19 protein-coding genes and 1 riboswitch are annotated in these 23,304 nt (G+C 70.8%); of the genes, 10 read left to right on the forward strand and 9 right to left on the reverse strand.

What is annotated here, in order from left to right; genetic code table 11:
- Positions 1-221: 221 nt before the first annotated feature.
- On the forward strand, positions 222-479 hold the full coding sequence (locus OHA37_RS12475; protein ID WP_004937597.1) for a WhiB family transcriptional regulator: 258 nt from the start codon (positions 222-224) through the stop codon (positions 477-479).
- Positions 480-638: 159 nt separating this feature from the next.
- Here OHA37_RS12475 and OHA37_RS12480 read toward each other — a convergent pair whose 3' ends face one another.
- A complete protein-coding gene (locus OHA37_RS12480; protein ID WP_266912719.1) occupies positions 639-2,108 on the reverse strand; it encodes a sensor histidine kinase in 1,470 nt (489 codons plus the stop codon).
- Between the two features lie 773 nt (positions 2,109-2,881).
- Here OHA37_RS12480 and nagB point away from each other — a divergent pair.
- Positions 2,882-3,667 carry a glucosamine-6-phosphate deaminase gene (gene nagB / locus OHA37_RS12485; protein WP_266904643.1) on the forward strand — a complete coding sequence of 262 codons (786 nt, stop codon included), beginning with the start codon at positions 2,882-2,884 and terminating at the stop codon, positions 3,665-3,667.
- A 161-nt stretch (positions 3,668-3,828) separates the two neighbouring features.
- On the opposite strand, the gene OHA37_RS12490 is transcribed toward nagB, so the two are convergent.
- From OHA37_RS12490 to OHA37_RS12505, 4 genes are all read right to left on the reverse strand, one after another.
- Positions 3,829-5,319 carry a glycoside hydrolase family 3 protein gene (locus OHA37_RS12490; RefSeq protein WP_266904645.1) on the reverse strand — a complete coding sequence of 497 codons (1,491 nt, stop codon included), beginning with the start codon at positions 5,317-5,319 and terminating at the stop codon, positions 3,829-3,831.
- Positions 5,320-5,325: 6 nt separating this feature from the next.
- Positions 5,326-6,144 (reverse strand): carbohydrate ABC transporter permease, encoded by an 819-nt coding sequence (locus OHA37_RS12495; RefSeq protein WP_443046298.1) that lies wholly within the window; start codon positions 6,142-6,144, stop codon positions 5,326-5,328.
- An 83-nt stretch (positions 6,145-6,227) separates the two neighbouring features.
- Entirely contained in the window at positions 6,228-7,250 is a 1,023-nt protein-coding gene (locus tag OHA37_RS12500; RefSeq protein ID WP_266904647.1) for a carbohydrate ABC transporter permease, read from the reverse strand.
- Between the two features lie 181 nt (positions 7,251-7,431).
- Positions 7,432-8,709: an extracellular solute-binding protein gene (locus OHA37_RS12505; RefSeq protein ID WP_266904649.1), complete on the reverse strand. Its 1,278-nt coding sequence runs from the start codon at positions 8,707-8,709 to the stop codon at positions 7,432-7,434.
- 296 nt (positions 8,710-9,005) lie between these two features.
- Here OHA37_RS12505 and OHA37_RS12510 point away from each other — a divergent pair, with 296 nt between their 5' ends.
- From OHA37_RS12510 to OHA37_RS12545, 8 genes are all read left to right on the forward strand, one after another.
- Positions 9,006-9,770 carry a GntR family transcriptional regulator gene (locus OHA37_RS12510; protein ID WP_243336098.1) on the forward strand — a complete coding sequence of 255 codons (765 nt, stop codon included), beginning with the start codon at positions 9,006-9,008 and terminating at the stop codon, positions 9,768-9,770.
- A 218-nt stretch (positions 9,771-9,988) separates the two neighbouring features.
- Complete coding sequence (locus OHA37_RS12515) at positions 9,989-12,151, forward strand: carbon starvation CstA family protein (protein ID WP_266904651.1); 2,163 nt, start codon at positions 9,989-9,991, stop codon at positions 12,149-12,151.
- Positions 12,148-12,345, forward strand: coding sequence for a YbdD/YjiX family protein (locus tag OHA37_RS12520; protein ID WP_266904653.1), 198 nt, complete (start codon positions 12,148-12,150; stop codon positions 12,343-12,345). Before OHA37_RS12515 ends, OHA37_RS12520 begins: the two co-directional genes overlap by 4 nt.
- Positions 12,346-12,431: 86 nt before the next feature.
- Positions 12,432-12,929, forward strand: a complete 498-nt coding sequence (locus OHA37_RS12525) for a GNAT family N-acetyltransferase (protein WP_266904655.1) — start codon at positions 12,432-12,434, stop codon at positions 12,927-12,929.
- Positions 12,930-12,995: 66 nt separating this feature from the next.
- Positions 12,996-13,124, forward strand: a riboswitch (cobalamin riboswitch).
- Between the two features lie 160 nt (positions 13,125-13,284).
- On the forward strand, positions 13,285-15,669 hold the full coding sequence (locus OHA37_RS12530) for a ribonucleoside-diphosphate reductase subunit alpha (RefSeq protein WP_266904657.1): 2,385 nt from the start codon (positions 13,285-13,287) through the stop codon (positions 15,667-15,669).
- Positions 15,669-16,682, forward strand: a complete 1,014-nt coding sequence (locus OHA37_RS12535; protein ID WP_266904659.1) for a ribonucleotide-diphosphate reductase subunit beta — start codon at positions 15,669-15,671, stop codon at positions 16,680-16,682. Before OHA37_RS12530 ends, OHA37_RS12535 begins: the two co-directional genes overlap by 1 nt.
- Positions 16,683-16,802: 120 nt before the next feature.
- Positions 16,803-16,973 (forward strand): hypothetical protein, encoded by a 171-nt coding sequence (locus OHA37_RS12540; protein ID WP_266913446.1) that lies wholly within the window; start codon positions 16,803-16,805, stop codon positions 16,971-16,973.
- Between the two features lie 235 nt (positions 16,974-17,208).
- Positions 17,209-18,192, forward strand: a complete 984-nt coding sequence (locus OHA37_RS12545; protein WP_266904661.1) for a helix-turn-helix domain-containing protein — start codon at positions 17,209-17,211, stop codon at positions 18,190-18,192.
- Between the two features lie 213 nt (positions 18,193-18,405).
- On the opposite strand, the gene def is transcribed toward OHA37_RS12545, so the two are convergent.
- The 4 genes from def to OHA37_RS12565 form a co-directional block, all read right to left on the reverse strand.
- Positions 18,406-19,056, reverse strand: coding sequence for a peptide deformylase (def, locus tag OHA37_RS12550; RefSeq protein WP_266904664.1), 651 nt, complete (start codon positions 19,054-19,056; stop codon positions 18,406-18,408).
- Between the two features lie 65 nt (positions 19,057-19,121).
- The gene (locus OHA37_RS12555) at positions 19,122-20,129 is read right to left on the reverse strand and encodes a tetratricopeptide repeat protein (protein ID WP_266904666.1); all 1,008 of its coding nucleotides are present in this window, start codon (positions 20,127-20,129) and stop codon (positions 19,122-19,124) included.
- Positions 20,130-20,246: 117 nt separating this feature from the next.
- A complete protein-coding gene (locus OHA37_RS12560; RefSeq protein ID WP_266904668.1) occupies positions 20,247-21,506 on the reverse strand; it encodes an HD-GYP domain-containing protein in 1,260 nt (419 codons plus the stop codon).
- Positions 21,503-23,152 (reverse strand): HD-GYP domain-containing protein, encoded by a 1,650-nt coding sequence (locus OHA37_RS12565; protein ID WP_266904670.1) that lies wholly within the window; start codon positions 23,150-23,152, stop codon positions 21,503-21,505. The genes OHA37_RS12560 and OHA37_RS12565 overlap by 4 nt, the downstream gene beginning before the upstream one ends.
- Positions 23,153-23,304: the final 152 nt, after the last annotated feature.

Genomic DNA, 23,304 nt, shown 5'->3' on the forward strand with positions numbered 1-23,304 from the left:
GGTTGTATCCCCGTCCGAGGTTTGCGAATCTCTACATGGCGATCGGGACAGCCCGCAGAACCCGGCACCCACACAGACCGCCAGAACCCCTCCACGAATCTCCGGCCTCCCAGGGCGACTTTTTGACCAAACTGGGTGGTCTCCCTTCCCTCACGAAGGGATTCGTGAAAGCGTTCACATTCACAAGCAACCTGCCCGCAATACAAGGAGATGGAGCAGCCATGGACTGGCGTCACAACGCCGTTTGCCGCGAGGAAGACCCGGAACTCTTCTTCCCCATCGGCAACACCGGTCCTGCGCTGCTGCAGATCGAGGAAGCCAAGGCCGTCTGCCGCCGTTGCCCCGTCATGGAGCAGTGCCTGCAGTGGGCGCTCGAGTCCGGTCAGGACTCCGGTGTCTGGGGCGGTCTCAGCGAGGACGAGCGCCGCGCAATGAAGCGCCGCGCCGCTCGCAATCGGGCGCGCAACGCAACCGCCTGACATCGACTTTCGAGCCTCGAGCCGCAGCGCGTAGTACCCATATAAGCGCTCAGCAACGTGCTCTCGAACCCCGTACCGAAAACCATTCGGTACGGGGTTCAGTGCTGTCCGGACCCCGGCCGGAGCCCTGGGCGTCACCCTGAGTGACCGGACGGTGCGCTACTTCTGCGGGCTGGCCGGTATGTCGAGGACGACCTTGGTGCCGCGCGGCTCGGACGCCACCATGTCGAAGGTCCCTCCGAGTTCGCCCTCGACCAGGGTCCGCACGATCTGCAGCCCGAGGTTGCCGGCCCGCTGCGGGTCGAACCCCTCGGGCAGACCGCAGCCGTCGTCGACCACCGAGATCAGCAGCCGGGCGTCGTCGCGGCCGGTGCCCGAGCGGGCCGCGGACACCTCCACGGTGCCGCCCTCGCCCTGTGTGAAGGCGTGCTCCAGGGCGTTCTGGAGGATCTCCGTCAGCACCATCGACAGCGGGGTGGCGACCTCCGCGTCCAGGATTCCGAAGCGGCCGGTGCGGCGGCAGTCGACCTTGCCCGGGGAGATCTCGGAGACCATCGCGATCACGCGGTCGGCGATCTCGTCGAACTCGACCCGCTCGTCCAGGTTCTGAGAAAGCGTCTCGTGCACGATCGCGATCGAACCGACGCGGCGGACGGCTTCGTTCAGCGCCTCGCGCCCCTGCGGCGAATCCATGCGGCGGGCCTGCAGGCGCAAGAGCGCGGCCACGGTCTGGAGGTTGTTCTTGACCCGGTGGTGGATCTCCCGGATGGTCGCGTCCTTGGTGATCAATTCACGTTCGCGACGGCGCAGTTCCGTGACGTCGCGGCACAGGACGAGCGAGCCGATCCGGGTGCCCTTGGGCTTGAGCGGGATGGCCCGCAGCTGGATGACCCCGCCGCTGCCCTCGGCCTCGGTCTCGCGCGGGGCCCAGCCGCTGGCGAGTTTGACCAGGGCCTCGTCCACCGGGCCGCGGGAGGGCGCGAGTTCGGAGGTGATGGTGCCCAGGTGCTGGCCGACCAGGTCGGAGGCGAGGCCGAGCCGGTGGTAGGCGGAGAGCGCGTTCGGGGACGCGTACGTCACCACGCCCTCGGCGTCGAGCCTGATCAGGCCGTCGCCCACGCGCGGGGAGGCGTCCATGTCGACCTGCTGCCCGGGGAACGGGAAGGAGCCCGCCGCGATCATCTGGGCCAGGTCGGAGGCGGACTGGAGGTAGGTGAGCTCCAGCCGGCTGGGTGTACGCACAGTGAGCAGGTTGGTATTGCGCGCGATCACTCCGAGGACCCTGCCCTCGCGGCGCACGGGGATCGACTCGACGCGGACCGGCACCTCCTCGCGCCACTCCGGGTCTCCCTCGCGCACGATGCGGCCCTCGTCGAGCGCGGCGTCGAGCAGCGGGCGGCGGCCGCGCGGGACCAGATGGCCGACCATGTCGTCCTGGTACGAGGTGGGGCCGGTGTTCGGGCGCATCTGCGCGACCGAGACGTACCGGCTGCCGTCGAGGGTGGGAACCCACAGCACGAGGTCGGCGAAGGAGAGGTCGGAGAGCAGCTGCCACTCCGAGACCAGCAGGTGGAGCCACTCCAGGTCGGTTTCACTGAGAGCGGTGTGCTGGCGTACGAGGTCGTTCATGGAGGGCACGTGGCGAGCGTACCCCGGGTACGGGCCATGACTTTCCTCAGCGCAATCCTTCGGAGTATCCAGGAGACCCCCCTTCCGCGTAGGCTTGGAGGAAGTGACGGGAACACGGGTCTCGTCATTGGATGGACAGAACAGATTGGTCTAGTCCACAATTGCATCAAAGCTTCCGCCCTCCCCGCACAGGAGGACGGATCGAGGTAAGCCGCGCGCTCTGCCCTGACCGCGCGTCACCTCCCACCGGCCGTCGGGCACCGCACACCCGTCGACCGTAAGTACTCCGGGCTACGGTGCCGGGCGGGCTGAGGGTCCCGTTCGGCACCGTGGCCCAGAGGAACGTGCGCATCCAGCGGGCCGTGCGCCCTCGGAGGGCGGCCCCACTGCGGCCAGGCCCCCGTCGCCGGCTCCGCCACCGCTTCCAGTTCCTCCCCCGCCCCGCGCCGTCGCGCGCCCGCCGGGACGTCCCCCCGCAGCCCCGCTCCGGCGCCCACGCGCGCCCGTACCGCCCCACGCGTCCGCATCCCGCGAAAGGGGGTGGGCCTCGGCATCAAGGGGGCACAGGGGGCCCTCTGGGCGGCGTACGCGGGCCACCCACCGGACACCGGGGGGATCGGCGTACCGGAGCACGCGGGCGGGGCCGCCTTCACGGGAGGCCGGAGCGGCGGATCCGGACCACCATGGAGTGTGCGAAGACCCCGGCAACGGGGCCCCGCCTCTGCTAGATTGGTCTATACCACATCGTCACACTCCAGATCGGCAGGCCCCGCGTGGAAGTTGTCATCGTCCCGGACGCCAAGGCAGGCGGCGAGCTCATCGCGGAGGCCATGGCCGCCCTGGTCCGCCGCAAGCCCGACGCCCTGCTCGGCGTGGCGACCGGCTCTACCCCGCTGCCCATCTACGAGGCGCTCGCCGCCAAGGTCAAGGCCGGACAGGTCGACGCCTCCAAGGCCCGGGTCTGCCAGCTCGACGAGTACGTCGGCCTGCCGGCCGGGCACCCGGAGTCCTACCGCGCGGTCGTCCTGCGCGAGGTCGTGGAGCCGCTGGGCCTGTCCGAGGCCTCCTTCATGGGCCCCGACGGCTCGGCCGAGGACATCGTCGGCGCCTGCGACGCCTACGACCGCGCCCTCGCCGCGGCCGGCGGCGTGGACCTCCAGCTCCTGGGCATCGGCACGGACGGGCACATCGGCTTCAACGAGCCCTGCTCCTCCCTCGCCTCCCGCACCCGCATCAAGACGCTGACGGAGCAGACCCGCGTGGACAACGCGCGCTTCTTCGACAACGACATCGAGCAGGTGCCCCACCACGTCATCACCCAGGGCATCGGCACCATCCTCGATGCCCGCCACCTGGTCCTGCTGGCCACCGGCGAGGGCAAGGCCGAGGCCGTCGCGCAGACCGTCGAGGGCCCGCTGTCCGCCCTCGTACCGGCCTCCGCGCTCCAGCTGCACCGCCACGCCACGGTGATCGTGGACGAGGCCGCCGCGTCGAAGCTGAAGCTGGCGGACTACTTCCGCCACACCTACGCCAACAAGCCGGCCTGGCAGGGTCTGTAGACACGTAGAGCGGTGATACGGCGAAGGCCGGGCCTCCTCTGGGAGGCCCGGCCTTCGCCGTATGGCCGTGTCGCCGTTTCGCCCGCCGGAAGCGGCGGAGCCGGGCACCCCCGTGACGGGTGCCCGGCTCCGGTCCGTGCGGCCGGCGGTCGCCTCTCGCGCTAGACCCCCGCGATGATCTCGGCGGCAGCCCTTCCGCACACCCGGGCGGCCCCGTGCGTCGCGATGTGCAGCGCACCCCGCGGCTCGGCCCGCGGCAGGCCCATCTCGACCACGATCGTCTTCGGCCGCGCCGCGACGAGCGCGTCCAGCGCCTCGGTCATCCAGGGGTGCCGGTGCGCGTCGCGGACCACCGCGACGACGGTGCGGTTCCCCGCGGCGGCCAGGACGTCGGCGGCGGTCGAACCCTGCGGGAACACGCCCGACTCGGTGCCCGGGATCAGCGCGGACACTTCCCCGGCCACCCCCCACGGGGTCTCGTCGCCGACCGCGATGTTCGCGACGGGGGTGAGCGTGGCGATGTACGGGGCGTTCACCGGGGCGGCCGCCTTGGGCGAGCCCGTCACGACCACCGCGCGGCGGGCCGCCGCCAGTCCGATGCCGGGCGCGCTGCTCCCCTCCGGCCGCGCGCCCTGACGGACCTGACGGGTCCACTCGGCCAGCGAACGGACGCGGGCGGCGGCCTCGGCGAGCCGCTCCTCGGGGAGCGCACCCTCGCGGACGGCCGCGACCAGCGCGTCGCGCAGCCTCAGCACGGTGCCCTCGTCGGCGAGCCCGCCGCCGACGCAGATGGCGTCGGCGCCGGCCGCGATGGCCAGCACCGAGCCGCGCTCGATGCCGTACGTCCCGGCGATGGCGTTCATCTCCATGCCGTCGGTGACGATCAGGCCCTCGTAGCCGAGCTCCTTGCGCAGCAGACCGGTCAGGATCTGCGGGCTGAGGGTGGCCGGGCGGGTCGGGTCCAGGGCGGGCACCAGGATGTGGGCGCTCATGACGGCCTTGGTGCCGGCCTCGATGGCGGCCCGGAACGGTACGAGTTCCCGCGCGGCCAGGGTTTCGAGGTCCACGTCGATGCGCGGCAGCGCGTGGTGCGAGTCGACGTTGGTGTCGCCGTGGCCCGGGAAGTGCTTGGTGCAGGCGGCGACGCCGGCGGCCTGGAGGCCCTCGACGTACGCGGCGGTGTGCCGGGCGGCGAGGTGGGTGTCGGCGCCGAAGGACCGTACGCCGATGACCGGGTTGTCCGGGTTGGAGTTCACGTCCGCGGACGGGGCCCAGTTGAGGTTGACCCCGCACTCGGCGAGCCGGCGGCCCAGCTCGCGGGCCACGTCGCGGGTCAGGTCCACGTCGTCCACGGCGCCGAGGGCCAGGTTGCCGGGGAAGGAGGAGCCGCCCCGGACCTCCAGACGGGTGACGTCGCCGCCCTCCTCGTCGATGGCGACGAGCACGTCGTCGCGCTCCCTGCGCAGCTGCGCGGTCAGCGCGGCGAGCTGCTCGGGCGAGGTGATGTTGCGGCCGAAGAGGCCGACGGCGGTGAGGCCTTCGGCGACCTGGCGGAGCAGCCAGGCGGGGGCGGTGGTGCCCTCGAAGCCGGGCTGGAGGACCGCCAGGGCGTCCCGGGTCAGGGTGTCTGTGCGGTGCGCAAGGACAGTCATGGGCCGTTATCCCTTCACGGCGCCGGCGGTCATGCCGCCGACGGCCTTGCGCTGGAGGAAGACGAAGATGAGCAGCACCGGGACCGCGAAGAGCGAGGAAGCGGCCATGGTGGCGCCCCAGTCGTTGCCGAAGGCCGTCTGGAACTGGGTCAGCCACAGCGGCAGGGTCTGCGCGGTCTTCTCCTTGTGCAGGATCAGGACCATCGCGAACTCGTTCCAGGCCGTGATGAAGCCGAAGAGCGAGGTGGACATCAGGCCGGGGGCCAGCAGCGGGAAGATCACCTTGCGGAAGGCCTGGCCGCGGGTGCAGCCGTCGATCTGGGCGGCTTCCTCCAGGGTCACCGGGACCGCGGCGATGAAGCCGCGCAGGGTCCAGATGGTGAAGGGCAGGACCATCACGAAGTAGATCGCGGTCAGCACGCCGAGGTTGTTCAGCATCTCGGCGTCGCGGACGATCATGTACATCGCGATGACCATGACCTCCCAGGGCGCCATCTGAGCCAGCATCACGGCGAGTACGAGGCCCTTGCGGCCCTTGAACTTCATCCGGGCGATGGCGAAGCTCGCGGCGAGGGCGACGAGCAGGGCCAGCGCGACGGCTCCGACGGTGACGATCAGGCTGTTCGTGACGTAGGTCCAGAACAGGTCGACGCCGGTGGCCTTGGTGAAGTTGTCCAGCGTCGGGGTGAAGACGAAGACGGGGTCCTTGGAGAGGATCTCGCTGGACGGCTTGAGCGCCGAGGAGAACATCCAGTAGACGGGGAAGATGAAGAGGAGGGCCAGGAGCAGGGCGCCGATGTTCTTGGCGACGGCACCGGGGCGGATCGGCCGGCGGTTGCGCACCTGTGCGGGCTTCACGGACGGCGCGGGGTTCGCGGACGGCGCGGGCTTCGGGGCGGTGGTGGTGGTCACTGCTCCTCCTCCTGCTTCAGGATCAGACGGAAGTAGAAGGACATGACGATCACGAGCATCAGGATCGTCAGGACGGAGATCGCCGCGGCCAGACCGTAGTGGAACTGGCTCTGGCCCTCGACGTAGGCGAAGACGGGCAGGATCTCGGAGCCCCGGTCGGGACCGCCGGCCTTCATCGCGTACACCTGGGTGAAGGCCTTGAAGACCCAGATCACCTCGAGGAACGTGGTGACGAGGAAGAACGACTTGAGGTTCGGGAAGACGACCTTCCAGAAGGTCTGCCAGCCGTTGGCGCCGTCCATCCGGGCCGCCTCGTACAGCTCGCCGCTGACGGTGGTCAGTCCGGCGTACATGTTGAGGGCGACGAAGGGGATCGAGCCCCAGACCACCAGGACCGTCACGATCACGAGGGTGGCGAAGCCGGTCTCGAACCAGTTGTGCTGGTCGTAGCCGGAGAAGCCGAGCGTGCGCATCAGCCAGTTCATGACGCCGAACTGCTCGTCGAACAGCCACTGGAAGACGGTCACGGAGGCGACGATCGGCATGGCCCAGGCCATCACCAGCGCCATCGACAGGACCAGGCGCATCCACTTGCCGAGCTTGTTCAGCAGGATGCCGATGAGGCTGCCGAGGATCATGATCAGCGCGACGTTGGCCGCGGTGAAGGCGAAGCTTCGGGCGACGACGGTCCAGAACTGCGAGTCGCCCAGCAGCTGGGTGTAGTTGTCCAGACCGGTGAACGGCGACTTCCGCTGGATGAACTCGATCTTGTCGACCTTCTGGAACGACAGGATGATGTTCTTGATCAGCGGATACAGCAGCAGGCCCGCCATGCTGAGCACGGCCGGCCCGACGAGGAGGTAGGGCCACCACCCTGCCGGGAGCGACTTTCTGCCCCCGCGAGGAGACGTGGACGCTGCCCCGGCTCCGGCGGGCGGCGGCGTCTTGGCCACCCCGACGGACTTCTGTGGTGCGTCCTGTGGAGCGGAGGTCGCCGCTCCCTGGGAGTGCACGGTCATGTCTGGCTTCCTCGCGGTTGACTGTGGCGACCCGCACCCGCTTCCCCGCTCGGAGCAGGCGGCGCTTACTTCTGTCAATGCGCGACCGGGGGCGCGGCGGGCGCTCAGGGCGCCCGCCGCACCCCCCGGTGCGATCACTACTGGTACTGCGGTACCGCGGTACCGCAAGTGGTGCCGGGTGTTACTTGTTGATGCGGTTCGCGATCTCGGCGTCCGCGTCCGCGCCGGCCTTCGCCGGGTCGGTGCCGTTCAGGACCTTGGTCATGAAGTCCTTGATCGGGTTCGGCTCGGTCTCGACGTTCGCCCAGCCCGCGGTCACCGGGGTGATCTTGCCGTTGGCGCCGGCCTTGGCCATGGCCTCGGCGAAGGAGCCCGCCGGCGGGGCGAAGTTCGCGCCCACCTGGTTCGGGAGCAGCGCGCCCTTGGTCTCGGCGGCGTACTTGGTCATCTGGTCCTTGCCTGCGGCGAGGGCCAGCCACTCCTTGGCGAGGTCCTTGTTCTTGGAGCGCTCGGCGATCGCCAGGTTCGAGCCACCGAGGAAGACGGTGCCCGGCTTGTCGGCGGTCTTGCCCGGGATCGGGAAGTAACCGAAGTCGGCTTCCTTGCCCGCGTCCTTCAGCGCCTTCTCCGCGCCGCCGGCCTCCCAGCCGAGACCGATCCAGGACGAGACGCCGCCCTTGGGAACGATGTCGACGGACTGCTGCGGGGTCGCCTCGTCCTTGTCCTTCGGGGCGGTGGAGAAGGACTGGAGCTTCTTGTAGAAGTCCATCGCGGAAGCGGCCTGGGGGGTGGCGAGGCCACCCTTCCACTTGGCGCCGTCCTTGGTGGCGAGGTCGCCGCCCTCGTCCCAGACGAAGCCCGCGAGGACGTACCAGCTCTGGCCGGGCAGGTAGATCGGCTGCGACTTCGGGTCGGCCGCCTTCAGCTTCTCCAGACCGGCGACCCACTCGTCGCGGGTGGTCGGCGGGGTGACGCCGGCCTTCGCGTAGGCCTTCTTGTCGTAGATGACGACGCGGTTGGCCGCGTACCACGGAGCCGAGTAGAGCTTGCCGTCGATCTCGGCCGAGGCCAGCATGCCCTTCGCCCAGGCGTCCGCTCCGAGCTTCGCCTTGTCCTTGGTCAGCTCGGCGAGGCCGCCCGTGACCGCGTAACCGGCGGTCTGGGTGTTGCCGAGCTCCAGGACGTCCGGCGGGGTGTCCTCGGAGAGGGCCGTCGTGACCTTCTCCTGGATGCCCTTCCACTGCTGCGTCTCGACCTTGACCGTGACACCGGGGTGCTTGGCCGAGAACTCGGCGTTGACCGCATCGATCCAGGCCTTCGGCGCGGAGCCGTCCATCACCCAGACGGTGATCTCCTTGGGGCCGTCGGCCTTGGCCTTACCGTCGCCGCCGTTGCCGCACGCCGCGACTCCGGCCATCATGCCAACGACACTGACCGCCACGATGAGCTTGCGCTTCACGCCACCCTCCTCAGGGATGCTGCCTGCAACTTCCCTTGCCCGCCGCGGTGACTCAAAAAGCACCAAGTACTGCCCGTGGGGCCGGGATCTGATCCATATTGGTGTAGACCAGTAGCTGGAGCTTGGCCTAGACCTTTAGGGGTGTCAAGGGTCTAATGAGCGGGTGCTCGGTCCGTTATCGGACCGACACCTGGGGGAGGGAGGAGGCCTGCCCTCCCTCCCGTGTCACGATGTGACCGCACATATCGGAGGAGCCGGTGACGGCAACGAAACTGGAGTCGGGAAGGCGGGCGGCGATGGCCACCGAAGGGGCGATCACGGAGCCGGACAGCGGGGCGGCCACCCGCACGGCACGCGTGCCCAAGTACTACCGGCTCAAGCGCCACTTGCTCGATATGACCGAAACCCTTCCACCGGGCACACCGGTGCCGCCCGAGCGCACGCTGGCGGCCGAGTTCGACACCTCCCGCACCACGGTGCGACAGGCTCTCCAGGAGCTCGTCGTCGAGGGACGGCTGGAGCGGATCCAGGGCAAGGGCACCTTCGTCGCCAAGCCGAAGGTCTCCCAGCCGCTCCAACTCTCCTCGTACACCGAGGACATGAGGGCCCAGGGCCTGGAACCCACCTCCCAGCTCCTGGACATCGGCTACGTGACGGCCGACGACACCCTCGCCGGCCTCCTCAAGATCGCCACCGGCGGCCGGGTCCTGCGCATCGAACGCCTCCGCCTGGCCAGCGGAGAGCCGATGGCCATCGAGACCACGCACCTGTCCGCCAAGCGCTTCCCCGCGCTGCGCCGTTCGCTGGTCAAGTACACCTCCCTCTACACCGCCCTCGCCGAGGTGTACGACGTGCGCCTCGCCGAAGCGGAGGAGACCATCGAGACCTCGCTGGCCACCCCGCGCGAGGCCGGACTGCTCGGCACCGACGTCGGACTGCCGATGCTGCTGCTTTCCCGCCATTCGCTGGACACCGACGGGGAGCCCGTCGAGTGGGTGCGTTCCGTATACCGCGGCGATCGTTACAAGTTCGTCGCCCGACTCCAGCGCCCCGCCGTCTGAATCTTGTAGTTGACTCTCGTTCCGCTATACGGACGGGGGGTTACGTCCAGCGGGCGGTCCCCCGTAGATTCCCTGCGCCATTACGCAGATGATCAACGAGGGGACGACGGATCATGACGGAACCAGGACCGGAAGCAACACCGGCCGAAGCAACACGGGCCGTACGGGACGCGGCGAGTCCGGGCATCACGCCGGGCTCGCCTTCTCCATCAGGGGGCATGTCCCCCAAAGCCGTGGCCGCGTGGGTGCTCGTCGGCCTCGTGGGGGCCATCGGCTGGGGCGTGCTGGCGCTCTCGCGCGGCGAGGAGATCTCGGCCGCCTGGCTGCTCGCCGCCGCACTGGGTTCGTACGCGATCGGCTACCGCTTCTACGCGCGCTTCATCGCGAACCGCGTCCTGAAGGTGGACAAGACCCGCGCCACCCCGGCCGAACGCCTTGACAACGGTGTCGACTTCCACCCGACCGACCGACGCGTGCTTTTCGGCCATCACTTCGCCGCCATCGCCGGCGCCGGACCGCTCGTGGGTCCCGTACTCGCCTCGCAGATGGGCTACCTGCCCGGCACCATCTGGATCGTCGTCGGCGTGATCTTCGCGGGCGCCGTCCAGGACATGGTCACGCTCTTCTTCTCCACCCGGCGCAACGGCCGTTCGCTCGGCCAGATGGCCCGGGACGAGATCGGCCCGGTCGGCGGCGCCGCCGCGCTGGTCGGCGTCTTCGCCATCATGATCATCCTGCTGGCCGTACTGGCCCTGGTCATCGTCAACGCGCTGGCGCACTCCCCGTGGGGCGTCTTCTCCATCGGCATGACCATCCCGATCGCCCTCTTCATGGGCTTCTACCTGCGCGTCCTGCGCCCGGGCAAGGTCACCGAGGTCTCCGTCGTCGGTGTCGCGCTGCTGCTGCTCGCCATCGTCGCGGGCGGCTGGGTCGCCGAGTCCTCGCTGGCGGACACCTTCACCCTGGAGAAGGAGACGCTGGTCATCTGGATGGTCGCCTACGGCTTCGTGGCGTCCGTCCTGCCGGTGTGGATGCTGCTCGCCCCGCGCGACTACCTCTCCACCTTCATGAAGGTGGGCACCATCGGGCTGCTCGCCGTGGGCGTGGTCATCGCCATGCCGACGCTGAAGATGCCCGCGGTCACCGACTTCGCCTCGCGCGGCGACGGCCCCGTCTTCGCCGGGTCGATGTTCCCGTTCGTCTTCATCACCATCGCCTGCGGAGCCCTGTCCGGCTTCCACTCCCTGGTCTCCTCGGGCACCACCCCGAAGATGATCCAGAAGGAGACCCAGGTCAGGGTCATCGGCTACGGCGCGATGCTGACCGAGTCCTTCGTCGCCATCATGGCGATCATCGCGGCCTGCATCATCGACCCGGGCCTGTACTTCGCCATCAACTCCCCCGGCGGCGTCGTCGGCGCCACCGTCGAGACGGCCTCGCAGGCCGTGACGAACTTCGGCTTCGCCATCTCCCCCGAGGCCCTCACCCAGGCCGCGAAGGACGTGGAGGAAACCAGCCTGCTGTCCCGTACGGGCGGCGCGCCGACCTTCGCCCTCGGCATGTCGGAGATCTTCTCCGCCGTGATCGGCGGCACCGCGATGAAGGCCTTCTGGTACCACTTCGCGATCATGTTCGAGGCCCTGTTCATCCTGACCACGGTCGACGCGGGCACCCGCGTGGGCCGGTTCATGCTCCAGGACACCCTCGGCAACGTGCACAAGTCCTTCAAGGACGTCAGCTGGAAGCCGGGCGTCTGGTTCGCCAGCGCGATCGTCGTCGGCGGCTGGGGCTACTTCCTGTGGGTCGGCGTCAAGGACCCGCTGGGCGGCATCAACCAGCTCTTCCCGCTGTTCGGCATCGCGAACCAGCTCCTCGCGGCGGTCGCCCTGGCCGTCTGCACCACCCTGCTGATCAAGTCGGGCCGGCTCAAGTGGGCCTGGGTGACGGGCGTTCCGCTGGCCTGGGACCTGGCCGTCACGCTCACCGCCAGCTACCAGAAGATCTTCTCCGACAACCCGAAGATCGGCTTCTTCGCGCAGCGGGACGTCTACCAGGACGGCATCGACGCGGGCAAGGTCCTCAAGCCCGCCAAGAACATGGACGAGATGCACACCGTGGTCACCAACGCCACGGTGGACGGCGTCCTGTCGGTGTTCTTCGCCCTGCTGATCATCATCGTGCTCGTGGACGCGGCCCGGACCTGCTTCAAGGCCATCCGCAAGCCCGAGTCCGTCACCCTGGTCGAGGTCCCGTGGACCGAGTCCAAGCTCGTCGCCCCGGCCGGGCTCATCCCGACCGCCGAGGAGCGCGCGGAGCTCGCCGCTGCCGGCCTCGACTCGGGCGGCGGCCGGGTGGAGGAGTCCGTGCGGGAACCCGCGTGACGCGCCTGCGCCACGTGCTGGGCCGGGCCCGGTACTTCGTACGGGAGTTCTCGGGCGAGGCGGCCTACGACCGCTACGTCGCCCATGCCCGTACGCACGACCCCGACGCCGAGGTCCAGTCGCGCCGGGACTTCGAGCGGGCCCGTACGGACGCCCGCGAGGGCGATCCGCGCGAAGGGTTCCGCTGCTGCTGAACCGGTCGGCTCCGAGGGCCGCCGCTTTCCGTCCACCCGACGGAACGCGGCGGCCCCTCGTCTTGCCCTGGCGCACACTCGGAGCCATGGACATCATCATCAGGACGGCGGCGCCCGCCGAATACGAAGAGCTCGGCGAGATCACCGCCCGGGCCTACCTCGACGACGGACTGCTGCACTTCTCCGAGGACGACCCCTACCTGAGCCGGCTGCGCGATGTCGCCGGCCGGGCCCCCGACGGCGAGGTGCTCGTCGCGGAGTACGAGGGCACGCTGCTCGGCGGTGTGACCTTCGCCCCTCCCGGCAGCCCGCTGTGCGATATCGCCGGCCCCGGCGAGGCGGAGTTCCGGATGCTGGCCGTCTCCCCGGCGGCGCGCGGACGCGGCGCGGGCGAGGCCCTCGTACGGGCCTGCGTGAGCCGCGCCCGGGAGCTGGAGGGCGTGGGCCACCTGGTGCTGTCGACCACGGAGAAGATGCTCGGGGCGCACCGGATCTACGACCGGCTGGGCTTCGTACGGACGCCGGAGCGGGACTGGTACCCGGTTCCGGGCCTCCCCCTGCTCACCTACCGACTGGAGCTCTAGGGCCTACCCCCGACGAGGGAGCGACACAACATGTGGGGGCTACCGCAAGCACCGGCCCCCACATGTATGCTCATGCTCGCTGTCGTCGCAGGGGAATCCGGTGAGAATCCGGAACTGTCCCGCAACGGTATGAAATGCACCGATCCGCTCGGCGCATCCGCAAGTCCGAGGACCTGTCGACAGTGCGCCCGGCTCGACCGAACCGGGTGCAGACACGTCCGGGCCTCGCGGTTGGGCCGGTGGACGCCACGTGGCACACGCGCACGGCCCTGCCAGGCACGCGCTCCCCCACGTGCGCCCCCTCGCGCCCCGCACCAACGGTGTTCCCGGAGCCGAGCGAGGGAGAGCTCCCCCCGTGACCATCGCGCCTTCCGCACCGCGCGCCGAGTCCGACCCGTCCGCCTATGAGGGTCCGGGGGCCGCGCTCCTGCGCACGCTCACCGAGCTGACCGCAGACCTGCCCGACACCGACCCCGGCCGGGTCGCCGCCACCGCGCTGCGCGGCCGCAGCGCCGCCGCCGACGAGGCGGAGCTGCGTACGCTCGCCACCGAGGCCGCCGCCGGGCTGATCTCCGAGGACCCGGCCTACTCCCGCCTCGCCGCCCGCCTGTTGACGCTGGCCGTGCGCGACGAGGCCGCCGGCCAGGGCTCCACCTCCTTCTCCGGCTCCGTCGAGGTCGGCCACCGCGAGGGGCTGATCGCCGACCGCACCGCGGACTTCGTACGCCTGCACGCGAAGCGGCTCGACGCCCTGGTCGGGCACGCGCTCGCCGAGGGCGCCGACGACCGCTTCGGCTTCTTCGGCCTGCGCACCCTGCACAGCCGCTACCTGCTGCGCCACCCGATCACCCGCCAGGTCATCGAGACCCCGCAGTACTTCATGCTGCGCGTGGCCTGCGGCCTCGCGGAGGACGAGTCGGTCCAGGCCGTCGAGGAAGTGGCCTCGCTCTACCGGCTGATGAGCCGCCTCGACTACCTGCCCTCCTCCCCCACCCTCTTCAACTCCGGCACCCGGCACCCGCAGATGTCCTCCTGCTACCTGCTGGACTCCCCGCTGGACGAGCTCGACTCGATCTACGACCGCTACCACCAGGTCGCGCGCCTGTCCAAGCACGCCGGCGGCATCGGCCTCTCGTACTCCCGCATCCGCGCCCGCGGTTCGCTGATCCGCGGTACCAACGGCCACTCCAACGGCATCGTGCCGTTCCTGAAGACCCTCGACGCCTCCGTCGCCGCCGTGAACCAGGGCGGCCGCCGCAAGGGCGCCGCCGCCGTCTACCTGGAGACCTGGCACGCGGACATCGAGGAGTTCCTGGAGCTCCGCGACAACACCGGCGAGGACCAGCGCCGTACGCACAACCTGAACCTGGCCCACTGGGTGCCGGACGAGTTCATGCGCCGCGTGAACGCCGACGCCGACTGGTCGCTGTTCTCCCCGGCCGACGTCCCCGAGCTGGTCGACCTGTGGGGCGACGAGTTCGACGCCGCCTACCGCAAGGCCGAGGCCTCGGGCCTGGCCCGCAAGACCATGCCCGCCCGCGACCTGTACGGCCGGATGATGCGCACCCTCGCGCAGACCGGCCAGGGCTGGATGACCTTCAAGGACGCCTCCAACCGCACGGCGAACCAGACCGCCGAGCCGGGCACCGTCGTCCACTCCTCGAACCTCTGCACCGAGATCATCGAGGTCACCAACGACGGCGAGACGGCCGTCTGCAACCTCGGCTCGGTCAACCTGGGCGCCTTCGTCGTGGACGGGGAGATCGACTGGGAGCGCCTGGACGAGACCGTCCGCACCGCGGTCACCTTCCTCGACCGCGTCGTGGACATCAACTTCTACCCGACCGAGCAGGCGGGCCGCTCCAACGCCCGCTGGCGTCCGGTGGGCCTGGGCGCGATGGGCCTCCAGGACGTCTTCTTCCAGCTGAAGCTGCCCTTCGACTCCCCCGAGGCGAAGGCCCTGTCCACCAAGCTCTCCGAGCGCATCATGCTCGCGGCGTACGAGGCCTCGTGCGACCTGGCCGAGCGCAGCGGCCCGCTCCCCGCCTGGGAGCAGACCCGCACCGCCCGCGGCGTCCTGCACCCCGACCACTACGCGGTCGAGCTGAACTGGCCGGAGCGCTGGGACGCGCTGCGCGCCCGGGTCGCGAAGACCGGCATGCGCAACTCGCTGCTCCTCGCGATCGCCCCGACGGCGACCATCGCCTCCATCGCGGGCGTCTACGAGTGCATCGAGCCGCAGGTCTCCAACCTCTTCAAGCGCGAGACCCTGAGCGGGGAGTTCCTCCAGGTCAACGGCTACCTGGTGCAGGAGCTCAAGCGGCTCGGCGTCTGGGACGCCCAGACCCGCGAGGCGCTGCGCGAGTCCTCCGGCTCGGTCCAGGGCTTCGGCTGGATCCCGGCGGAGGTGCGCGACCTGTACCGCACGGCGTGGGAGATCCCGCAGCGCGCACTGATCGACATGGCGGCGGCCCGTACGCCCTTCCTCGACCAGTCGCAGTCGCTGAACCTGTTCCTGGAGACGCCCACCATCGGCAAGCTCAGCTCGATGTACGCGTACGCCTGGAAGCAGGGCCTGAAGACCACGTACTACCTGCGCTCCCGCCCCGCGACGAAGATCGCCCGCGCCGCCTCCGGCAGCACGGTCCCGGCGGCCGCCACCCCGCTCCCGCAGGCCGTCGACGCCGACGCGCTGGCCTGCTCCCTTGAAAACCCCGAGTCCTGCGAGGCCTGCCAGTAATGAGCTCCACCAACAAGAACCTGCTCGACCCGGGCTTCGAACTGACCCTCCGCCCCATGCGCTACCCGGACTTCTACGAGCGCTACCGGGACGCGATCAAGAACACCTGGACCGTCGAGGAGGTCGACCTCCACTCGGACGTCGCGGACCTCGCGAAGCTGACCCCGTCCGAGCAGCACATGATCGGCCGGCTGGTCGCGTTCTTCGCGACGGGCGACTCGATCGTCTCGAACAACCTGGTCCTCACCCTCTACAAGCACATCAACTCCCCGGAGGCGCGCCTGTACCTGTCGCGCCAGCTCTTCGAGGAGGCCGTGCACGTCCAGTTCTATCTGACGCTGCTCGACACCTACCTGCCCGACCCGGACGACCGCGCGGCCGCCTTCGACGCGGTCGAGGAGATCCCCTCGATCCGCGAGAAGGCGCAGTTCTGCTTCCGCTGGATGGACTCGGTCGAGAAGATCGACCGCCTGGAGACGGCCGCCGACCGCCGCCGCTTCCTGCTGAACCTGATCTGCTTCGCCGCGTGCATCGAGGGCCTGTTCTTCTACGGCGCCTTCGCGTACGTGTACTGGTTCCGCTCGCGCGGCCTGCTGCACGGCCTGGCGACAGGGACGAACTGGGTCTTCCGGGACGAAACCATGCACATGAACTTCGCGTTCGAGGTCGTGGACACCGTCCGCAAGGAGGAGCCGGAGCTCTTCGACGACGCTCTCCAGCAGCAGGTCGTCGACATGCTGAAGGAGGCCGTGGAGGCGGAGCTGCAGTTCGGCCGCGACCTGTGCGGCGACGGCCTGCCGGGCATGAACACCGAGTCGATGCGCGAGTACCTGGAGTGCGTCGCGGACCAGCGCCTGGTGCGCCTGGGCTTCCCGCCCATCTACGGCTCGCAGAACCCGTTCTCCTTCATGGAGCTCCAGGGCGTCCAGGAGCTGACGAACTTCTTCGAGCGCCGCCCGTCGGCCTACCAGGTCGCGGTCGAGGGCACGGTCGACCTGGACGAGGACTTCTAGGGCTTCGTACTGCCTTGCCAGCGTCCCCGCCCATGGGGAGATCAACCTGGGTGACCAGGATTCGGGCGGGGGCGCTCTGCTGTTCGCGGCGGCGGTCCGTTCCTCGCCTACGCGCTGCTCGTGCCGGTGACACTGGCCGTCACCTCCGCGCTGCTGTCCTGGGTCCTGTGCCTGCTCGCGGCAGCCGTACTGGCCGCGTCCGTACGGCTGCTGATCCGCCGGAAGGAGGACCGGGCCCATCAGCACCCCGGCTGGAGCGTGACGGCGACACGGGATCCGGAACTCGGCTGACCGCAGCCCGGCCGGCCCTGCGCCCGGCGGCCGCTCGGATCTGGCGGTCGATGCGGCGCTCGCGCAGGGCTCCGTAGAGGGCCGGGGCCAGGAGGAGGGCGGCGAGGGCGAGGACGGCGAGGTAGTCGAGGAATGTGTTCATGACTCCACTCTCGCCAGGACGGCCGAAACCCGACAGTGGCAGGACTGTCATGGAAGAGCGAATTACTGCCACACTTGCTGGCACACTGGACGCATGCTGAAGCCTTCCTCCCTCAACAACGTGGCCGTGGCCGTGGTGAACGGGGTCACCCCCTTCGAGATGGGCATCTTCTGCGAGGTCTTCGGGATCGACCGCAGCGCCATGGGCCTGCCGACCTACGATTTCGCCGTCTGCGCGATGGAGGGCAATCCCGTCACCGTGGGCGACGGCCACTACAGCCTCACCCTCCCGTACGGACCCGACCGGCTGGAGGAGGCGGACCTGATCTGCCTCCCCGCCGACCGCCAGGCCCCCACCCGCGCGTACCCGGAGCCGCTGCTGGAGTCCCTGCGGCGGGCCGTGGACCGCGGGGCGCGCGTACTGAGCGTGTGCAGCGGGGCCTTCATGCTAGGCGCGGCCGGGCTGCTGGACGACCGGCGCTGCACCACGCACTGGATGCACGCCCCGGCCCTGGCGCGCCGCTTCCCGCGGGCCAGGGTCGACCCGGACGTGCTCTACGTGGACGAGGGCCCGGTGATCACCTCGGCCGGCACCGCCTCCGGGATCGACGCCTGCCTGCACCTCGTGCGGCAGGAGCAGGGCGCCGAGGTGGCCAACACCATCGCCCGGCGGATGGTCGTACCGCCGCACCGGGACGGCGGGCAGGCCCAGTACATCCAGCGCCCGCTGCCGCGCACCTCCTGCGACACGGTGGGCGAGGTGATCGGCTGGATGGGCCGCCACCTGGAGGAGGAGATCACGGTCGAGCAGCTGGCGGAGCGGGCCCACATGTCCGCGCGGACCTTCGCCCGCCGCTTCCTGCAGGAGACCGGCACCACCCCGTACCAGTGGGTACTGCGCCAGCGGGTCCTGCTGGCGCAGGAGCTGCTGGAGTCCACCGACGAGACGGTGGACGCCATCGCGGGCCGCTGCGGCTTCGGCACCGCCGCGGCCCTGCGCCACCACTTCCTGCGGACGCTGAACACCACCCCGAACGCCTTCCGGCGCACCTTCCGGGGCCCGGCAGCGGCGGCCTGACGGGCTACCGGCCGCCCACCCGGTGGAGAACTCCCCGACCTTGATCATTCTCGATAAGGTCTGGAGGTTCTGACTACACAGGGGGCTCTCATGACGCGCCGCGGCGACATCGGCTGGGACTAGGCCGTCTCCTTCGGACCTTGCCCGCCACTCACACGAAAGGCGCCCCGCTCCTGACCGGAGCGGGGCGCCTTTCGCCTGCGCGAGCGGGGGCTACGCGTTCGGAACGGTCTCGTACCGGGCGGTGCCCTCTTCCATCTGGCGCAGCGCGTCCTTGCGGTCCCGCTTCGAGAGCCGGTCGATGTACAGGTAGCCGTACAGGTGGTCGGTCTCGTGCTGCAGGCAGCGCGCGAAGTAGCCGGTGCCCCGCACCTTGATCGGGTTGCCCTGCGCGTCCTGGCCGGTCACCTCGGCGTAGTCCGGGCGGGCCAGCGAGGCGTAGGCGGTCGGGACCGACAGGCAGCCCTCGTTCGAGTCGTCCAGGATCCGGGCGCCGGCCGGCAGCTCGACGAGCTTCGGGTTGATCACCACGCCCGTGTGACGGTTGCCGTCGTCGTCCGGGCAGTCGTAGACGAAGACCTTGGCGTCGACGCCGATCTGGTTCGCGGCGAGGCCCACGCCCTCGGCGGCCTTCTGGCTGGCGAACATGTCGTCGATCAGCTGCGCCAGCTCGTCGCCGAACTCGGTGACGTCCTTGCACTCCCGGTGCAGGACCGGGTTGCCGACCACCGTGATGGGGCGGGCCGTGCCGCGCTCGCGGTGGGCGAGCTCGCGCGCCTCACAGTCCTCGGTGTCCACGACGTACCCGTCGTTCACCTCGCCGGCCACACCGACCTCGACAACGTCGTTCTCCTGCTGCGCCATGTCCGCCGTACGCCTTCCGTAAGTCCACCAGTCACCGATGTGCCGGTACAGACTACGGCCCCGGCTCAGCAGACCTCTTCGAGATCCCGCCACTCCCGGGTGTCCGGACTGTCCGCGACCCAGCCGTCGAGCAGCCCGCGCACCAGGCCGGCCGGCGCCGCGATCCCGCACTCCCGCTCGGGCACCCACAGGGATCCGGACCCGGTCGTACGGTGCCCCAGCGGGCCGGGGTGGCCCGGTTCGCTGTGGTCGTGCGGGTCCAGCTGGTCGCCGTCCCCCTCGCCGCTCGGCATCGCGCTCTCCGAGCAGGTCCGGCACAGCAGCCGCACCGAAGAGGACCAGTCCTCGGCGGCGAAGCCGGCGTCGGAGGCCAGCTGCTCCAGGGCGTTGCGGTCGGCCTCGGTGGCCGCTTCCAGGAGCACCACCCAGGTCGGCACCGGGGAGGGCGCCCACAGCTCGATCTCGTCGAACACCGGGTACGAGGGCCCGGCCGCGGTGACGCGCTCGCCGTGCGGGACCCCGTCGTGCAGGACCACCTCGCCCCAGCGGCGCCCCGAGGAGGGCAGCGGGATCGACAGGACCTCCATGCGGGCCGGGTCCAGCCGGCGGCCCCAGACCACCTCGGCCTCGCCCTCGGGCGACAGCCGTACGGCCGCGCTGCCGAGCTCCATGCCGACCGGTTCGCCGTTGGCGTGCGGGCCGCCGCCCGCGCCGTGGGGGTCTCCGGGCACCTTCAGCCCGTACGCCTGCCACGCGCGGCGGGCCAGCGGCCAGTCCTGCAGCGCCGTCGCGGCGATGCCCACGTTCCACCAGTCCGGGGCGCCGGTCTCCCGGTCGAGCAGGGCCACGGCACGCAGCCCGGCGGCCCGCGCCTGCTCCCAGTCGTGGCGGAACTTGTGGAGCAGCGCCAGGTTGAACCAGGACTCGGACAGCCAGGGTTCCAGGTCCGCCGCTCTGGTCAGCAGCGCGCCCGCGTCCTCGTACCGACCGTCGCCGATCAGGGTGAACGCGCGGTCGGTGGCCTGCCGCCACGAAGCGGAGGGCCGATGCCGTACCTTCCCGAAGATCCTCACGATTCCCGCCTGCCGGACACTCTTGCTCGGGACACTCCTGCTGCGAACGCTCCTGCTGGAAACACTCTCACTGGCATCCAACCATGCCCACTCGGACGGCCGCTCATTACCCATGGGTTACCCAGGTGGGACGGGTCCGACTCTGGCACGTCCGCCCCGGGCGAGCACCCTGGCGAGACATTCGACGACTTCCGGCTGATAGTCGTGCCCGGTCCCCAGGCGCAGCCGCTCCAGGGCCTCCAATGAGCCGCCCGGGTGACGGGCGCCTCCGGCGAGGTCGTCGTACGCGTTGACCGCGCGCACGATCCGGGCGGCGATCGGCTGGTCGCGGTACGGGTCCGCCTGCAGCTCCACCACCACCGCGACCTCGGCGGGGACCCCGGTCTGGCGGGCCACCTCCCCGCCGAGTCCGGCGATCCGGCGGGCCTCGGCCTCGGGCAGCTCGGCGGTGGCCCCGGCCGGGACCGGGTCGACGAGGGAGAGCTGTCCGATGTCGTGCATGAGGGCGGCGTACTCCAGCACCCTGAGCTCCCGCTCCGAGAGGCCCAGCTCCCGCCCCACGGCGCAGCTGAGGGCGGCGACCCGGCGGGAGTGGCCGGGCCGGGTGTAGCCGGCGATCTCGGTGGCGCGGGCGAGGGAGGTGATGGTCTGGCGGTAGGTGGTGCGGATGGCGGTGATCCGGTGGAAGGACATCTGGGTCAGGAGCAGCGGCACGCTGAAGGCGGGCACCGCCCACAGGCCGGCGACGGCGACGCCGAGGGCCATGACCACGCCCGTGGCGCAGATCGCGGAGCCGATGCCCAGCTGGGCGCGGAGCTCGTCGCGCAGCAGCGGGGCGAAGGGCCAGCCGGTGCGGGCCCCGGAGAGGGCGGCGCCGAGGACGGCGTCGCACAGGGCCGTGAGCCCGAGGACGAGGACCAGGAAGAGCACGAGGTACGGGCCCTGGCCGACCCATTGCTCCAGTCGACCGGAGTTGTAGAGCGGCTGGAAGCAGACGGCGGCGAAGGTGACGGTGAGGACGCGGCGGGCCAGGTGGTCCAGGGCGGGTCCGCGGCCCCGGGCGATGTGCGGGACGATCCCGAGGAGCGCGGCCGTGACGACCACGGCGACGATCTGCAGGACCCCGTGGTGGGTGGAGGTTCCGGCGTTCTGCCCGAGCAGGGCGTACGCGAGCGCCCCCGCGGAGCCGAGCGGCGCGGGCTGCTGGCGGGCGGCGTCGCCGATGTCCCGGCGGGCGAGCTCGCCGATGGTGATCAGGGCGCCGAAGGCGAGGGCGATGCCCGGCTCGGTCAGGCCGTTCCACACGGTGTGCCCGACCGCGGCCGCGGTCAGCACCGCGGCGGCCCCGCGCACGACGGCGACGGCCCAGCCCCTCACGCCTTGGCTCCCGCCGCGGGGGCGGACGGGGAGCCGGGGGCTCCCGGCGCCTCCTCGACGGCCGCTCCGGGCTCGGGGGCGGGCCCCGGCATGCAGTGGCAGTGGTCCCCGGCCCCGGCGGCCTGCGGCGGGCTCCCGGCCGCGCGGGCCTGCGACGCGGCTCCGGCCGGGGCGGCCTGGGCGGGCAGTCCGGTCAGCGCCGCTCCGGCGGGCACGGCATCCCGTACGGCCCCCTCGGCGTCGGCGGCGGGGATCCCGGCTCCGGCCGCGGGAGCCTCGGCGCCGCCGGCCGCGATCACCTGGAGGTCGTCGTCCGAGGTCACCTTCGGATGCCAGCCCTGCCGGCCGATCGAGTCGACCAGCGCCTGCACCATCTCCGGGTCGAACTGGGCCCCCGCGCACCGTTCCAGCTCGGCCAGGGCCACCGGCACCGGCCGGGCCCTGCTGTACGACCGGGTCGAGGTCATCGCGTCGAAGGCGTCGGCGACGGCCACGACCCGGGCCAGCACCGGGATCTGTTCCCCGGTCAGCCCGTAGGGGTAGCCGGAGCCGTCCACCCGCTCGTGGTGGTGCAGGATCGCCGCCCGGGCCTCTCCCAGGAAGCCGATGCCGCGCACCATCTCGTGTCCGTATTCGGGGTGGAGTTCGATGATCCTGCGCTCTTCGGGGGTCAGCGGTCCGTCCTTGCGCAGCAGGCGGGTCGGGACGCCGAGCTTGCCCACGTCGTGCAGGATCCCGGCGATGCGGACGACTTCGAGGCGTTCCTCGCCCATGCCGAGCTCGCGGGCGATCATCGCCGAGGCCTGCCCGACCCGCTCGCTGTGGCCGCGGGTGTAGCGGTCCTTGATGTCGACGGCCTGGACCAGCGCCCGGATGGTGGCCTGGTGGGCGGCGCGCTCGCGGTGGTACTGGGCGAAGACCCAGCAGGAGATGTACATCGGCAGCATGACGAGCAGCGCGGCCGGGAGTCCGTACGGGCTGCGCCACATGACGGCCATCATCAGTCCGGCGAGGCCGTGCACGCAGTGCGGGGCGAGGGACCGGGTCGCGAGGCCCCGCCAGGCGGTGGCTGCGGGGCGGCGTTCGGCGGCGGCCAGGATGCCGCCGTCCAGGGCGGTCAGCACCAGGCAGAAGGCGACGGCCGCGGCGGCGGCGGGGAACATCACGTACGGGAAGTCGGCGACCCAGGCGGCCGGGCCGGCGGATCCGTCCGGGCCCGATGGCCCGGTCCCGCCGAAGGAGCCGCCGCCCAGTGCCCCGGGCCCGCCCAGCAGCCGGTAGAGCTGCCCGGCGGTCCAGGCGGCTATGGACTGCTGCGCCCCGTGCCAGACGCGCCGCACCCAGGCGGGCCGCGCCGTCACGGTCCCGGCGAGTCCGCCGGGCAGTGCGACGAGGGCGGCGGCGGCCGGCGGCAGGAGGAACACGGCGGCCAGCACCACCGGGAAGAAGGAGCCGAGGCCCTCGGGCACCCGGTGGCCCATGAGCGGGCAGACCTTGACGAGTTCGCAGCCGAGGTAGAGCACGGAGAGCAGGCCGACGCAGGGCCACGGGGTGGCGGCGCCGGTGACGGCGGGAGCGACGCACGCGCAGGCGGCGATGACGGCGCACAGGACGTAGGCGCGCGCCAACGGCGGAAGTACCCGCATGGCGCTCTCCTCCCCCTGAGCCGTGCAAGTCAGGTACGAATCAAACCAGTACCCGAATGGGGAGAATAAGTGGGCCCGGGAGCGAGGTGGGCCACATTTTTGCATTGCGCCATGCGGACGCCCCCGGATTACCACCTTCGAGTGAAGGAAGT

Source organism: Streptomyces sp. NBC_00335, from assembly GCF_036127095.1.
In the GTDB taxonomy this organism is placed as follows: domain Bacteria; phylum Actinomycetota; class Actinomycetes; order Streptomycetales; family Streptomycetaceae; genus Streptomyces.

Excerpts from the sequence above, each read along its gene's own strand:
- OHA37_RS12475 (WP_004937597.1), top strand. The coding sequence starts at position 222 with ATGGACTGGCGTCACAACGCCGTTTGCCGCGAGGAAGACCCGGAACTC.
- OHA37_RS12480 (WP_266912719.1), bottom strand. The coding sequence starts at position 2,108 with ATGAACGACCTCGTACGCCAGCACACCGCTCTCAGTGAAACCGACCTG.
- OHA37_RS12490 (WP_266904645.1), bottom strand. The coding sequence starts at position 5,319 with ATGACTGTCCTTGCGCACCGCACAGACACCCTGACCCGGGACGCCCTG.
- OHA37_RS12500 (WP_266904647.1), bottom strand. The coding sequence starts at position 7,250 with ATGACCGTGCACTCCCAGGGAGCGGCGACCTCCGCTCCACAGGACGCA.
- OHA37_RS12510 (WP_243336098.1), top strand. The coding sequence starts at position 9,006 with ATGGCCACCGAAGGGGCGATCACGGAGCCGGACAGCGGGGCGGCCACC.
- OHA37_RS12515 (WP_266904651.1), top strand. The coding sequence starts at position 9,989 with ATGTCCCCCAAAGCCGTGGCCGCGTGGGTGCTCGTCGGCCTCGTGGGG.
- OHA37_RS12525 (WP_266904655.1), top strand. The coding sequence starts at position 12,432 with ATGGACATCATCATCAGGACGGCGGCGCCCGCCGAATACGAAGAGCTC.
- OHA37_RS12535 (WP_266904659.1), top strand. The coding sequence starts at position 15,669 with ATGAGCTCCACCAACAAGAACCTGCTCGACCCGGGCTTCGAACTGACC.
- OHA37_RS12545 (WP_266904661.1), top strand. The coding sequence starts at position 17,209 with ATGCTGAAGCCTTCCTCCCTCAACAACGTGGCCGTGGCCGTGGTGAAC.
- def (WP_266904664.1), bottom strand. The coding sequence starts at position 19,056 with ATGGCGCAGCAGGAGAACGACGTTGTCGAGGTCGGTGTGGCCGGCGAG.
- OHA37_RS12565 (WP_266904670.1), bottom strand. The coding sequence starts at position 23,152 with ATGCGGGTACTTCCGCCGTTGGCGCGCGCCTACGTCCTGTGCGCCGTC.